The organism is Flavobacterium lacustre, from assembly GCF_027474525.2.
GTDB lineage: Bacteria > Bacteroidota > Bacteroidia > Flavobacteriales > Flavobacteriaceae > Flavobacterium > Flavobacterium lacustre.
Window position 1 is genome coordinate 3,229,099 of sequence record NZ_CP114882.2, and the last position, 13,452, is coordinate 3,242,550.

14 protein-coding genes are annotated in these 13,452 nt (G+C 36.1%); 4 read left to right on the plus strand and 10 right to left on the minus strand.

Going from position 1 to position 13,452, the window contains the following annotated elements:
- Positions 1-45: 45 nt before the first annotated feature.
- The 10 genes from moaA to rocD all read right to left on the minus strand — a co-directional run bounded on the left by moaA (position 46) and on the right by rocD (position 8,746).
- Complete coding sequence (gene moaA, locus O6P34_RS13925) at positions 46-1,053, minus strand: GTP 3',8-cyclase MoaA (RefSeq protein ID WP_269685118.1); 1,008 nt, start codon at positions 1,051-1,053, stop codon at positions 46-48.
- Positions 1,040-1,954: a bifunctional molybdenum cofactor biosynthesis protein MoaC/MoaB gene (moaCB, locus tag O6P34_RS13930; RefSeq protein ID WP_269685119.1), complete on the minus strand. Its 915-nt coding sequence runs from the start codon at positions 1,952-1,954 to the stop codon at positions 1,040-1,042. Before moaCB ends, moaA begins: the two co-directional genes overlap by 14 nt.
- A gap of 125 nt (positions 1,955-2,079) precedes the next feature.
- Complete coding sequence (locus O6P34_RS13935; RefSeq protein WP_269685120.1) at positions 2,080-2,517, minus strand: molybdenum cofactor biosynthesis protein MoaE; 438 nt, start codon at positions 2,515-2,517, stop codon at positions 2,080-2,082.
- 47 nt (positions 2,518-2,564) lie between these two features.
- The gene (gene moeB / locus O6P34_RS13940; RefSeq protein ID WP_269685121.1) at positions 2,565-3,650 is read right to left on the minus strand and encodes a HesA/MoeB/ThiF family protein; all 1,086 of its coding nucleotides are present in this window, start codon (positions 3,648-3,650) and stop codon (positions 2,565-2,567) included.
- 34 nt (positions 3,651-3,684) lie between these two features.
- Positions 3,685-3,921 carry a MoaD/ThiS family protein gene (locus O6P34_RS13945; RefSeq protein WP_269685122.1) on the minus strand — a complete coding sequence of 79 codons (237 nt, stop codon included), beginning with the start codon at positions 3,919-3,921 and terminating at the stop codon, positions 3,685-3,687.
- Complete coding sequence (gene cobA / locus O6P34_RS13950) at positions 3,918-4,715, minus strand: uroporphyrinogen-III C-methyltransferase (protein ID WP_269685123.1); 798 nt, start codon at positions 4,713-4,715, stop codon at positions 3,918-3,920. The genes O6P34_RS13945 and cobA overlap by 4 nt, the downstream gene beginning before the upstream one ends.
- Positions 4,716-4,720: 5 nt before the next feature.
- On the minus strand, positions 4,721-5,284 hold the full coding sequence (locus O6P34_RS13955) for a molybdenum cofactor guanylyltransferase (protein ID WP_269685124.1): 564 nt from the start codon (positions 5,282-5,284) through the stop codon (positions 4,721-4,723).
- Between the two features lie 17 nt (positions 5,285-5,301).
- Entirely contained in the window at positions 5,302-6,051 is a 750-nt protein-coding gene (locus tag O6P34_RS13960) for a sulfite exporter TauE/SafE family protein (protein WP_349293438.1), read from the minus strand.
- Between the two features lie 3 nt (positions 6,052-6,054).
- The gene (locus O6P34_RS13965) at positions 6,055-7,227 is read right to left on the minus strand and encodes a molybdopterin molybdotransferase MoeA (RefSeq protein WP_269685126.1); all 1,173 of its coding nucleotides are present in this window, start codon (positions 7,225-7,227) and stop codon (positions 6,055-6,057) included.
- A 235-nt stretch (positions 7,228-7,462) separates the two neighbouring features.
- Positions 7,463-8,746 carry an ornithine--oxo-acid transaminase gene (gene rocD / locus O6P34_RS13970; RefSeq protein ID WP_269685127.1) on the minus strand — a complete coding sequence of 428 codons (1,284 nt, stop codon included), beginning with the start codon at positions 8,744-8,746 and terminating at the stop codon, positions 7,463-7,465.
- Between the two features lie 242 nt (positions 8,747-8,988).
- Here rocD and O6P34_RS13975 point away from each other — a divergent pair, with 242 nt between their 5' ends.
- From O6P34_RS13975 to O6P34_RS13990, 4 genes are all read left to right on the plus strand, one after another.
- Positions 8,989-9,441 (plus strand): Lrp/AsnC family transcriptional regulator, encoded by a 453-nt coding sequence (locus O6P34_RS13975; RefSeq protein ID WP_269685128.1) that lies wholly within the window; start codon positions 8,989-8,991, stop codon positions 9,439-9,441.
- A 37-nt stretch (positions 9,442-9,478) separates the two neighbouring features.
- Positions 9,479-10,342: a cyanophycinase gene (locus tag O6P34_RS13980; RefSeq protein ID WP_269685129.1), complete on the plus strand. Its 864-nt coding sequence runs from the start codon at positions 9,479-9,481 to the stop codon at positions 10,340-10,342.
- Between the two features lie 2 nt (positions 10,343-10,344).
- Entirely contained in the window at positions 10,345-12,546 is a 2,202-nt protein-coding gene (locus tag O6P34_RS13985; RefSeq protein WP_269685130.1) for a penicillin acylase family protein, read from the plus strand.
- Positions 12,547-12,662: 116 nt separating this feature from the next.
- The gene (locus tag O6P34_RS13990; RefSeq protein ID WP_269685131.1) at positions 12,663-13,436 is read left to right on the plus strand and encodes a dienelactone hydrolase family protein; all 774 of its coding nucleotides are present in this window, start codon (positions 12,663-12,665) and stop codon (positions 13,434-13,436) included.
- The last annotated feature ends 16 nt before the right edge of the window (positions 13,437-13,452 follow it).

The window sequence follows — 13,452 nt, forward strand, 5'->3', positions numbered from 1 at the left end:
ATACTAAAAAGGTGGTCTTAACGGGCTACCTTTTTTTGTTTTAATTTAACCGCCAATCGCAATCATGCTGCGGTTATCTTGATGCAAAGCAGGATTGTTTACCTGCTCGATAGTCGTCATTCCTGCACGTACTTTCTTTTTGTTTTTAATGGCAAAAGCAATCAAGTTTTCTATCGCTTCGCCATTTCTGAAAGCCGTCAGTAAATCTGTTTCGGAGTTGGAGAACAGACAGTTTTTAAATTTCCCATTGGCCGTAAGGCGAATTCTGTTGCAACCGTCACAAAAAGGATTGGTTATCGAACTGATAATCCCAAAACTTCCCGAGTAGTTTTTTATTTTGAATTCCCTTGCGGTGAAGTTTGTATCGTCTTCTAATTTCTCTACATCCGATTCCGAGAAATGATGTTGCACCTGATCCAGAATCTCCTTTTGAGAAACCATTTTTCTCTTGTCCCACTCATTTCCTGCAAAAGGCATAAATTCTATAAACCGGATCGAAATGGGTAAAAATTGGGTGAGTTTGATAAAATCAATGATTTCATCCTCATTAAACCCTTTAATCAAAACCACATTGACTTTGATTTTAAAATCATTGTTCAACAACAAATGCAGATTATCAATTACACTCTGAAACTGGTTTCTAAGCGTAATCGAATGGAATTTTGAAGCCACCAAAGTATCTAAACTCAAGTTGATTTTTTTGACGTTAAATTGCTTTAAAACGTCTATGTGTTTGTTAATCAGAATTCCGTTTGTAGTAATGGAAATCTCTGTTTTGAGTGTCGCCAGTTTGGCTATGATTTCAGGAAAATCTTTTCTTAATAGCGGTTCTCCGCCGGTCAATCTTATTTTATCAACACCATTATTGACGAATGTTTGAGCGATGGCGTGAATTTCGTCAGCCGTCATCAAGCTCGCTTTTGGACTTAATACAATTCCATCAGCAGGCATGCAATAGGTACAACGCAAATTGCATTTCTCAATTAAGGAAATACGCAAATAGTTGTGTTTACGTCCAAAATTATCCGTTAAAACAGCATTATTTGGTGTCATGATTATTGCCTTTTAAAATATGAAAAACATGCAGCACATGAGGAAATATCGCATCCATAGATTCCTTTGCGCCATTGGTTGAACCCGGCAAAGCCAATACCAACGAATTCCCTAAAGTTCCCGCCACGGTTCTGGAAAGCATGGAATACGGCATGCGCTGTTGCCCATAATTGCGTATGGCTTCCTCGATTCCCGGAATTCTGGTTTCTAATAACGGTTCCAATGCCTGAGGTGTAACATCTCTTGGTGAAAGCCCGGTTCCTCCCGTAAAAATAATCAATTGATTTTCTTTGGCGAAAGCTTTAGTGCACTCTTGAATCACATCCATTTCATCTGGAATGATTTCGTAATGCGTTGTTTCGACTCCGCTAATTTCCAGCTTTTCGACAATTATTTTACCCGAACGATCTTGTTTGTCTCCTGCAAAAATAGAATCGGAACAAACGAAAACCGCCGCTTTAATAGCCGATGGAAATCTATTTTTGAAAGACGATTTCCCGCCTTCTTTATTGATTAATTTTATCGTTGAAATCTCGATGTTTTTGTCAATTGGTTTCAGCATATCATACATCGTAAGCGCTACAATGGAAGCACCGTGCATCGCCTCGACCTCTACTCCGGTTTTATAAACCGTTTTCACGTTAAAAATAATGTCAATGCTCAATTCGTTGATTTCGTATGCTACTGATGTAAATTCAATTGGAATCGGATGGCAATCAGGAATCGATAAATGCGTATTTTTCACCGCAAACAACCCGGCAGTTTTTGCCATTTCCAATACGTTTCCTTTCGGAACCAAATTATTTACAACGGCATCAATAGTTTCTTGTTTGCTGACTATAACTGTTGCTTGCGCTGTTGCGGTACGGAGCGTACTTATTTTATGTGTGATATCAACCATTTTTATGTGTCTAAAGTTTTAAAGTCTAAAGTTGCAAAGTCAGCTTCTTGAAACGATAAAACCGTTATTTTAATTCGTTTGGATTATTTTATTTATAATATTCAAAAAGACTTTCGACTTTATGACTACAAACTATTTTTCTTCCAGGTAAAAGTACTATTTTCAAAGATTTCTTTGCCAAAAATAGGAACTTCTGTTTTAATCCAATTCACAATCGTTTCTGTTGCTTCATACACTTGCTTTCTTCTGGTTGCCGAAACAAAGACAAACAAACAGATTTCACCCGCTTTGACTTCACCCAAACTGTGATAAATATGCATACAAATCAAATCGAATTGGGCAAATGCTCTTTCTCTAATGGCGTCCATCGCCTCATTTGCCATTTCTTCGTAAGCGGTATATTCAATTGCCGAAACTTTATTTCCTTCTATTTCATCAGCTCTGACCTGACCCAAAAAAATATTGTGTGCACCAATGGTCATTTTCGATTGGTGTTTGGCAATAGACCGCCCTATAAATTCCGAAGAAATTGGTCCTTGAATGAAAACAGTTTTCTTACTCATAATTTTATTTAATTTATACCTACAAGGTAAAAAACCTTTCAGGAGAATTAATCCTGCAAAGTCTCCAAGACTTTGTAGGTATCTATTTTATCTAATGCCATAGCTCCTCCGGCAATACTTTTGACATTCCTGAAATTATTATTCCTAAGAATTTCAGCCGCCTTTTTACTTCTGATTCCGGATTGACAAAAAACAAATACTGTTGCATTGGTCTCTAATTGTCGGTATTCTTTTTCTAAAGTATCCAATGGAATTTGAATGGTGTTTACAATTGTAATTTTGGGATATTCATCGAAATTTCGAACATCCAGAAATACAACTTCCGGATGATGCATTTGTTCCAAAGCGGTAACAGCTGTAATCTCGAAAACAGTGTTTTCAGAAACAGCATACTTCTTTTCGAAAGTAGATTCATCCATAGTAGGAGCATCTGATTTGCTAAATTCGAACATTTGTTGCTCATTATTCAACATATTATACACCAGCAATTTACCATGCATCACCTCTCCTATTTCTAAAACTATTTTCAAAACTTCATTTGCCTGAAACATTCCTATTATCCCCACTGATATCCCCATTACTCCGGCATCATTACAGTTGCCAACTTGTACTGATTCTTCTGGAAAAAGACAACGGTACGTCGGTCCGTTTTTATAATTAAAAACAGAAACCTGCCCTTGAAATTTATAAACAGAACCATAAACAAAAGGTTTATTAGTAACGTAACACGCATCATTAATCAAGTATTTAGTATTCAGATTATCGGTAGCATCAACCATAATATCGTACTGACTGAACAACGAAATCGCATTTTTGGAATCTAATTTTTCAGTGATTGCATTTATTTTTATCGAAGGATTTAATGCCAAAGCCATTGCTTTTGCCTCAAGCACTTTACTCTTCCCTACCGCACTATTTTTGTAAATCACCTGCCGTTGTAAATTGGTCACTTCAATTCTATCATCGTCAATAATCCCAATCTCACCAATTCCGGCTGCAGCCAAATAGGGTAAAACAGCCGCTCCTAATCCGCCCGCACCAATGATTAAAACTTTGGCTTGTTGGAGTTTTTGTTGGCCAATTGTACCTACTTCAGGAAGAATAATTTGTCGGTTGTATCGTGTTGTTTCCATAAATTTAATCTTTTATAATTCCCTTTTAGGAGTTTTATCCTCCGGCAAACGGTGGTAAAAGCGCAATGATATCATTACTTTTCAATCTGTAATCTGTTGCGTCTTGTAGCATTTTCTGATTTACCGCTACACTAAAAGACAATTGTCCCAGTTGGTATTTTTGTTCTAATGCCAACAATAAATCGCTCAAAGGCAGGTCTGAAAAAGAAAATTCTTCTCCCTGACTTTTTGTTCTTTCGGCTATAGCGCCAAAATATTTTACTAAAATCATATCGCTATATCTAAATTTTGAAAAATAAACTCATCGTCTAAATTCTCCTCTTGGAAATAAGCCGTTAATTTTGAAGCATTTTGCACCACTTCACCAATTACAATAATTGCAGGAGAAGAAAGTTGGTGCTCTTGAACTAATGCAGCAATCGAACTTATGGTTCCAACTACTTTTTTCTGGCTATCTTTTGTTCCGTTCTGAATGATGGCAACAGGCAAATCATCGGTTCTGTTGTTTTGATAAATCGAAATAATTTCGTCCAATTTATTCATTCCCATCAAAATAACCACCGTAGCTGAAGATTGTGATGCCAAAGCCACATCTTTAGACAATTTATGATCCGAAGTAGTTCCGGTAATGACCCAGAAACTTTCAGCAACTCTTCTTTGCGTCAAACTGATTCCATTAGATGCAGGAACGCCTAAAGCCGATGAAATTCCGGGAACAATTGCGGTTTCCAAATCAAATTTTTCGGCAAATTCTATCTCTTCACTTCCTCTTCCAAAAACAAATGGATCACCGCCTTTCAATCGAACAACATGACCAAAACGCTTTGCCATCGACACAATCAATTCATTAATTTGATCCTGACTGTAAGCGTGACAACCAAAACGCTTGCCCACAAAAATGATTTCAGCATGAGTAGCATATTGCAATAATTCTTCATTTACAAGCGCATCATACAAAACTACATCGGCACTTCCCAGTGCTTTGATGGCTTTTAAAGTAATCAACTCTACATCTCCGGGACCTGCCCCAACGATTGTCAACTTTGGTGTATTTGAATTTTTCATTTTAACTAAGATAAATTGGTATTCAATTCGTTTAACTCGGCAACAGAATTTATATTTTTAAACAGATGTCTTTTGGCATCCAAAATCGGAATCAATTGGTGTTTTATATTTGAAATAAAACACATCATTTTTAACTCATTGGCATCAATTGCCTTTTTTAAAACAGCTAATATATTTTTCGAATATATTCCTATCAAAGGATGAATCCGATTCGTGTCTTCAAAAACAGAAACATCAAAATCTACAGTATGCTTTTCGATTAATTCTTGTAACATTTCGGTTGAAATTAATGGAATGTCACAACTCAAAATCAAATTTATTTCAGAATCTGAATGAACCAGCGCCGAATAAATTCCGCCCAAAGGGCCTTTATCAACAACTACATCCTTTATTTTTTTGTAGGCTAAATAATCGTAATCATTTGTATTTGTAACCAATTGAATGTTATTTGATATTGGCAAAACCGCTTCAATAATATGCTCAATAAAAGGTTTGTTTTGGTATAAAACCAATCCTTTCTCCGACTGCATTCGGCTGCTTTTCCCTCCACAAAGAATCGATACTTGCATACTTTCTAATGTATTGATTAAACAATCAACTTCACGCTCGCTAATAAAATTACGATTGCCAAAACATATTTTAAAACCTTATTCGAAAAATAACCACTGCCGTAATAAGCACCTAACATTCCTCCGAAAACTGCTATTGGCACTAAATAAAAACTTTCTGTTGGAAACGTTTTGTCTTCCATAAAATAACCCGAAAGTCCCGCTACGGAATTGACAAAAATAAACAAACTTGAAATTGCAGCTGTTTCTTTTAACGTTGCCCAACCCAATAACAACAAAATTGGACTCAGGATAATGCCGCCGCCAATGCCCAACATTCCTGATAATAATCCAATTCCAAAACCGATTCCCATCGCAATCGGAATATTAATTTTTACACTTTCTTTTTCTTTAGAATTAAAAAAACCAAACAATCGCAAGGCCGCCAGAATCAATACAATTCCTAACAATATTTTGTAAAAACTATTTTCTAACGGAATCATTCCGCCAATAAAAGCAGCCGGTACCGAAGTTATCGCAAAAGGATAAAACAACTTGAGTTTGAAAAAATCTTTTTTATAATAAAAGAAAAAAGAAATTCCAGAAACAAACAAATTCAACAACAAAGCCGAAGGTTTCATCACCGAAATTGGAAATGCAAAAATCGCCATCAACGCTAAATATCCCGATGCACCGCCGTGTCCCACGCTGGAATACAAAAATGCAACCACCGTCAATAACAGGCTGAATACAATCAAAAAATCGTTATTTAAAAGTGTCATCTGCATCTGTCAATTAATTGGTATAACTAGTACTTCCTGATTTTTTTCAATAGTTATCGAATCAAAAGGCAAACAAATTAAGCCATTCGCTTTCGCAAAAGTGTTTAACATAGCCGAACTTTGACTCTCTAAAACCGTGACTTTTTCATCATCAAAAAACGCTTTCAAAAACAATGTTTTTCCTGATGTATTCTCAAATTGGGTAGTTATTTTTCGGGTGATTTTTGACAAATGAATAGTTTCAAAACCCATACTTATTTTGAGTGCAGGATATACATACACATAAAAACCTGTCAATGTTGACGCAGGATTTCCAGGCAAAGCAAAAACTATTTTTTTATCTTTTTTTCCAAAAAACAAAGGTTTTCCAGGCTTCTGATTAATTTTATAAAATAACTCTTCTACTCCATTTGACAAAAGTGCTTCTTTTACAAAATCATAATCACCTACCGAAATTCCACCGGAAACAAGCACCACATCAAAGTCAGAAAGACACTCTTTTACAGCTTTTTTAGTCGCTTTCAAATTATCTTTAACCCTGATTATTTTTACTTTTTTGATTCCAATTCCTTTCAAAGCAGCTTCCAGCATAACAGAATTACTTTCGTAAATCTTCCCTTTTGGCAGTTGCTTTCCGGGTTTTACCAGCTCATTTCCGGTAACTAAAACTGCTATTTTTGGCTTGGCATATACCGTGATTTCTGTTATTCCCAAACAAGCAAGAAAACCAATGGCCGCAGGATTAATAAGAGTATTTTTTGGTAGGACGAGTTCGTTTTCTTTGATTTGCTCACCTTCATTTCTAACATTTGCAAATCGAGAAGGCATTTTAGTGATTGCTAATGCATCACCGGTTCTTGAAGTGTGCTCTTGCATCACAACCGTATCTAAATGATCCGGAACAAAAGCGCCGGTAAATATCCGAATAGCTTCGTTTTTAGCCAGTTCTATGTTCGAAAAATCGCCTGCTTGTGAGGTACTAACCACATCTAAATGCTGTAATTCACTGTGCAAAAAAGCGTAACCATCCATGGCTGATTGACGAAAAGGCGGCATATTCATTGGCGAATAAATGGCTTCCGCCAAAATAAAACCAAGTGATTTAGACACTTTAATTTTTCTAATGGGCATCTTGCAACTATTCTTTGCAACAACAGATAAGGCTTCTTCGACTTGTATCATAGTACTATCTAATAAAACTAAGTAAAAATACTTATTGCAAATATAAGTAAAATTACTAGGTAACATTCATAATTAACTATAATTACATGCAAAATGAATTTAGAGAGATTTATGCCCGTTTTATTTATGAAAAAAGAACAAAGCAGCTTTCAAATATGAAAAATGTGCAAAAAAGAAATCCCAAAATCTAATAAAAGACGTTGGGATTCGTAGGCTAAATTAAAGTAAAGCTATTTTATTCAAACTCGCTCAATGCTTTTTCGATGATGCCAAGACATTCCTGTATTTGAGTTTCGGTGATTACTAATGGCGGAGCCAATCGGATTTTATTCCCGTGTGTTGGTTTTGCCAATAAGCCATAATCTCTGAATTTCAAACAAATATCCCAAGCTAAATCCGAATCTTCTCCACAATTAATCACAATCGCATTCAGCAATCCTTTTCCTCGAACCAAAGTAATCAAAGGGTTTCTGGAAGCAATATCATTTAATCCTTTGCGCAAAATAACGCCCAAACGTTCCGCATTTTGTGCTAAATTTTCGTCTTTAACCACTTCAAGTGCTGCAATGGCAACAGCTGCTGCAACGGGGTTTCCACCAAATGTAGAACCATGTTGCCCCGGTTTGATGACATTCATTATTTCGTTATTGGCCAAAACTGCCGAAACTGGATATACTCCACCAGAAATCGCTTTTCCTAAAATAAGGATATCCGGTTTTACTTCAGGTTTGTTTTCGCATCCTTTTTCGCAAGAACAATTTCCACAAGTCGCTAATAATCGTCCTGTTCTAGCAATTCCAGTTTGTACCTCATCAGCAATAAATAAAGCGTTATGCTCCGCACAAAGGGCTTTGGCTTTGGCCAAATAATCATCGGCTGGAACATAAACCCCAGCTTCTCCTTGAATAGGTTCTACTAGAAATCCGGCAATATTTTTGGTTGATTTCAACACAGCCGACAACGCTTCGATATCATCATAAGGAATTTTTATAAATCCTGCAGTAAACGGTCCAAAACTTTTACGCGCACTCTCATCATTAGAAAAGGAAATAATAGTAGTGGTTCGCCCGTGAAAATTATTTTCACAAACAATAATTTGTGCTTCATTTTCAGGAATACCTTTTACTTCATACGCCCATTTTCTACATAATTTAAGGGCGGTTTCTACCGCTTCGGCACCAGTATTCATGGGTAATACTTTATCAAAACCAAAATAATTGGTTACATATTCTTCGTAAACGCCCAATTGATCGTTATAAAAAGCACGTGAAGTTAAAGTCAGTGTTTGCGCTTGTTTTACCATTGCTCCAATAATTTTTGGATGACAATGTCCTTGATTTACGGCAGAATACGCAGATAGAAAATCATAGTATTTTTTCCCGTCAACATCCCAAACATAAACGCCTTCACCTCGCTCTAAAACTACGGGCAAAGGATGGTAATTGTGCGCTCCGTATTGATTTTCTTTAGCAATTAAAGCTTCCGATTTTGAGGAAAGGATTTGTTCTGTAGGTGTCATGGTGATTCTTTTTTTTAAATCTTAAAGTGCAAAAGTACTGAAAATATTTTATTTTAACACGAATATCAACTATTTTGACTTTTAAAAAACAATATATTAAAAATTATTCTTTAATTTGTTTAAAAATAAGTCATTTTGTAATTTTAGTTGTTCGGTTTTTAAAGCTATTTTTAATTTGAACAAAAAACAATTACTTTTATACTTGCTCAAAAAAGTGATTTTAACTTAAAAACAACCGAAAAATGGATGCTTTAGACGAATTCGATATCAATATTATAAAAGAATTAGAAAAAGACGGAAGAATGGCTTACTCTGCCATAGCCACTAATTTGAAAATATCAAATACGATGGTGCATCAACGCATTAACCGATTAACCGAACAAGGAATTCTCGCCGGAATAAGACCCATTATAAACGAAAAGAAAATAGGATACGATTGGGCTTCTTTCACCGGAATAACCTTAAATAAAGATCCCGATTCAATACAAGTAATCGAAGCCTTAAAAAACATTCCCGAAATCACAGAATGTTACTATGTTACAGGTTCTTTCACGCTTTATATAAAAATAATTGCCAAAAATCATGAACACATGAGGAAGATTCTTTACGAAAAAATCGACAACATTCCCGGAATTGCCAAAACTGATTCTATCATAGAATTAGGTTGTGCATTTAAACGCAACGTAACATTATAAACTTAAAATCTGAAAATAACCCCTAAAATAAAAACGAATGAAAATCACTGTTCTTCTCCCAAAAAATTATTTTAAAATCATACTTATTTTCGTTCTCTTTTTATTCTCTACCAGCATTCAAGCGCAAAATCCAAAAGGGAAATTATTTATCATTGGTGGTGGTAATCGCTCGGATGCCTTGATGACACAGCTAATAAGCATTTCTGATTTAGAGAAAAAGGATTTTGTAGTCGTCCTGCCCATGTCAAGCGAAGAACCGGACAGCGCGTATATTTATTTCAAAGAGCAGTTTCAAAAACTGACGCCGCATCCTATTATTATGATGAATTTTGATAAAAATACAGCCAATAATAAAACCTTAACCGACTCACTACAAAAAGCAAAACTTATCTTCATTAGTGGCGGCGATCAAACCCGATTTATGAATGTGGTATACAACACACCAATTTATACCGCCATTCACAAAGCCTATCAAAACGGAAGTACGATTGCCGGAACAAGTGCCGGAGCTGCTGTAATGTCTGAAAAAATGATTACCGGAAATCAAAAATTAGAAAAAGAATATTCTGGAACTTTTGACAACATCCGATACGACAATTTAGAAACCACCGAAGGTTTAGGACTAATCACAAACGCCATCATCGACCAACATTTCTTAAAAAGAAGCCGTTACAACCGCTTGATTTCAGCAATGGTCGAATTCCCCAATCTTACCGGAATTGGTATTGACGAAAGTACCGCCATTATTGTTCACAACAACGAAATTGAAGTGGCCGGTGAAAGCGAAGTTATTGTCCTTAAAAATCCAAAAGGAGTTCAAAAAACTAAAAACAACTTGATTTCCATAAAAGGTCTTGATATGAGTATTTACAATGCAGGACAAAAATTTAAAGTGAAATAAAAATGACTGCTAACAAGTACGGTATTCAATTAAGCATACTGTTTTTATGCATTGGTTTGCAGGCTTTCGCCCAAAAAACACCAACTGCCGAAAACAAAAGACTCGAAAAACAAGCCCAAAGAGTAACTATTATTCGAGACAATTGGGGCATTGCACATGTGTATGGCAAAACCGATGCCGATGCCGTTTTTGGGATGCTTTACGCACAATGTGAAGATGATTTTCAACGGGTGGAAATGAACTATATTGACAAACTGGGTCGTCTTGCAGAAATAAAAGGACAATCGGTTTTATACAATGATTTAGAAACCCGATTACTGATTGATGCGGACGAAGCTAAAGCCGATTATAAAAAAGCGGCTCCTTGGTTGAAAAAATTATTAAACAGTTATGCCGACGGAATTAACTATTATTTACACAAACATCCGGAAGTAAAACCGGCGTTACTGACTCATTTTGAACCTTGGTTCCCGCTGTTGTGGACCGACGGAAGCATTGGAGCCATTAGCACTGCAGATCTTTCTACGGCCGAATTGAAAGCTTTTTATTCCGGAAATTCAGATAAAGTAGCGTTTATCGAAAGAGAAAAAATAGTAGAAACCGGTTCCAACGGATTTGCAATAGCGCCTTCAAAATCCGCATCCGGAAATGCACTTTTATATATTAATCCACACACTACATTTTATTTCAGACCCGAAATACAAGTCAGCAGCGAAGAAGGACTCAACGCTTATGGTGCGGTAACTTGGGGACAATTTTTCATATACCAAGGATTTAACGATAATTGTGGCTGGATGCACACCTCAAATAATGTAGATGTTGCTGATATGTATGCCGAAAAAATCAGTACTAAAAACAACAAACTTTATTACGAATACGAAGCCCAATTACGTCCTGTTACGGAAAAAAAAATTACCATTAATTATCTGGAAAACGGAAAACTAATCGCTAAAGAATTCAAAACCTATTTCACCCATCACGGTCCTATAATGGCACAACGAGATGGAAAATGGATTAGTTTAAAATCGAATAATCGTTCGATGAACAGTTTGGTTCAAAGTTGGGTCAGAACAAAGTCTAAAGATTTTGAAGCCTACAAAAAAGCAATGGATCTCAAAGCAAACACATCAAACAATACTGTTTATGCAGACAGCAAAGGAAATATTGCTTATTGGCACGGGAATTTTATACCCATTAGAGATAAAAACCTGAATTGGTCTAAAGTGGTTGATGGCACCACCGCCACAACTGAATGGAAAGGATTACACGACGTTTCCCAAATGGTTCATCTATACAATCCTACTAACGGCTGGCTTCAAAATTGCAATTCTACCCCTTATTCTGTTGCAGGGGAAAACAGTCCAAAAGAAGAAAATTACCTTCCCTACATGGCACCAGATGGCGAAAATTTCAGAGGAATAAATGCCGTTCGGATTTTTAGCCAAGGAAATCAATACACATTAGACAAAATTATTGCCGACGGATACAACTCTAAATTGTCCGCTTTTGAAATCTTAATTCCAACCTTAATTACTGCTTTTGAAAATAATTTAAAATCAGAAAATCCATCTTACAAAGATTTATCGGAACCAATTACTGTTTTGAAAAACTGGGATTATTATGCCAATGCAAATTCTGTTGCTACAACATTAGCTAACGAATGGGCATTTAAATTGGATCCTGTTCTCCAAAGAGTTTATATTGACGAAGGCGAATTAGACCAAGTCGAGAACACCAAATTATTTGCAAAAAATGCTACGCAGGAACAATTGCTGCCTCAACTTCAGATGGTAATCAATGAATTGAAAACTAAATTTGGAACCTGGCAAATTCCATGGGGAGACCTGAACAGGTTCCAACGTGCATCGGGAGACATTGACCTTGATTATAATGATGCTGCGGAAAGTTTACCAATAGGAAATACTTCGGTACTTTGGGGTTGTTTGCCTGCTTTCAAAAGTTCGTACCAAAAGGACACCAAAAAAAGATACGGATACAGTGGCAATAGCTTTATATGTGCCGTAGAATTTGGACCTAAAATAAAAGCTAAATCACTGTTAGCAGGAGGAAACAGCGGAGATCCAAAATCGAAACATTTTAACGATCAGGCCGAAATGTACCAAAAAGGACAATTCAAAGACGTGCTTTTTTATAAGGAAGACGTTCAAAAAAATGCCGAACGTACCTATCACCCTGGAGAATAATCCGCAACAGGAACGAATAAACATCTGAAAATCAAACACAAAAACCTTGAAAGTAAATTCTTTTGAGGTTTTTTTATAACAAAATAATTAAGATATTTGTTAAAAATAACAAACCCATGAAAAAAATACATTATTTCCTGTTGAGCCTTTTGGTACAAACTACCTTTTCATTTGCACAGCTTAAACCGGTGCAATACCATGATGGCAGCCAAGTATTACATGGTTTTCAAGCAAATCCTGCTAAGAAAAGTATTCAAAAACCGGGAATATTAATCCTTCCGGCTTGGTTGGGAATTGACAAACATTCTAAAGACACTGCGCTACAATTAGCCAATTTAGGATACTACGCTTTTGTAGCTGATATTTATGGAGAAGGAAATTATCCAAAAGATTATTCGGAAGCAGGTAAAATGGCCGGCTCTTATAAAAAGGATTATACTGCCTATCAAAAGCGAATCACATTGGCGCTAAACCAATTGATAAAAGCAGGTGCCAATCCGGATAATATAGTAGTTATTGGCTATTGTTTTGGCGGAACAGGAGCTTTGGAAGCCGCTCGTGGACATTTAAATTTTAAAGGTGTCGTATCTTTTCACGGAGGTTTAGCAAAAGACGCAACAAGACCTGCAGAACCTATAACTGCTAAAGTTTTAGTGTGTCATGGTGCAGATGACCCTTTTGAATCTAAAGAAGAAATCGCTGCTTTTCAACAAGAAATGCGCGATACAAAATCGGATTGGCAAATGATTTATTATGCCAATGCGGTACACTCTTTCACCAATCCCGAAGCAGGTACTGATAATTCTAAAGGAGCAGCTTACAATGAAAAAGCAGCAAAACGCTCTTTCGAACATTTGAAAGTTTTCCTGAATGAAGTTTTAAAAAAATAAAATACAAATACCAACC

What these genes read in the sequence shown, in the direction of transcription:
- moaA (WP_269685118.1), bottom strand. Translation starts at nt 1,053, where the DNA reads ATGACACCAAATAATGCTGTTTTAACGGATAATTTTGGACGTAAACAC.
- moaCB (WP_269685119.1), bottom strand. Translation starts at nt 1,954, where the DNA reads ATGGTTGATATCACACATAAAATAAGTACGCTCCGTACCGCAACAGCG.
- O6P34_RS13935 (WP_269685120.1), bottom strand. Translation starts at nt 2,517, where the DNA reads ATGAGTAAGAAAACTGTTTTCATTCAAGGACCAATTTCTTCGGAATTT.
- moeB (WP_269685121.1), bottom strand. Translation starts at nt 3,650, where the DNA reads ATGGAAACAACACGATACAACCGACAAATTATTCTTCCTGAAGTAGGT.
- O6P34_RS13945 (WP_269685122.1), bottom strand. Translation starts at nt 3,921, where the DNA reads ATGATTTTAGTAAAATATTTTGGCGCTATAGCCGAAAGAACAAAAAGT.
- cobA (WP_269685123.1), bottom strand. Translation starts at nt 4,715, where the DNA reads ATGAAAAATTCAAATACACCAAAGTTGACAATCGTTGGGGCAGGTCCC.
- O6P34_RS13955 (WP_269685124.1), bottom strand. Translation starts at nt 5,284, where the DNA reads ATGCAAGTATCGATTCTTTGTGGAGGGAAAAGCAGCCGAATGCAGTCG.
- O6P34_RS13960 (WP_349293438.1), bottom strand. Translation starts at nt 6,051, where the DNA reads ATGCAGATGACACTTTTAAATAACGATTTTTTGATTGTATTCAGCCTG.
- O6P34_RS13965 (WP_269685126.1), bottom strand. Translation starts at nt 7,227, where the DNA reads ATGATACAAGTCGAAGAAGCCTTATCTGTTGTTGCAAAGAATAGTTGC.
- rocD (WP_269685127.1), bottom strand. Translation starts at nt 8,746, where the DNA reads ATGACACCTACAGAACAAATCCTTTCCTCAAAATCGGAAGCTTTAATT.
- O6P34_RS13975 (WP_269685128.1), top strand. Translation starts at nt 8,989, where the DNA reads ATGGATGCTTTAGACGAATTCGATATCAATATTATAAAAGAATTAGAA.
- O6P34_RS13980 (WP_269685129.1), top strand. Translation starts at nt 9,479, where the DNA reads ATGAAAATCACTGTTCTTCTCCCAAAAAATTATTTTAAAATCATACTT.
- O6P34_RS13985 (WP_269685130.1), top strand. Translation starts at nt 10,345, where the DNA reads ATGACTGCTAACAAGTACGGTATTCAATTAAGCATACTGTTTTTATGC.
- O6P34_RS13990 (WP_269685131.1), top strand. Translation starts at nt 12,663, where the DNA reads ATGAAAAAAATACATTATTTCCTGTTGAGCCTTTTGGTACAAACTACC.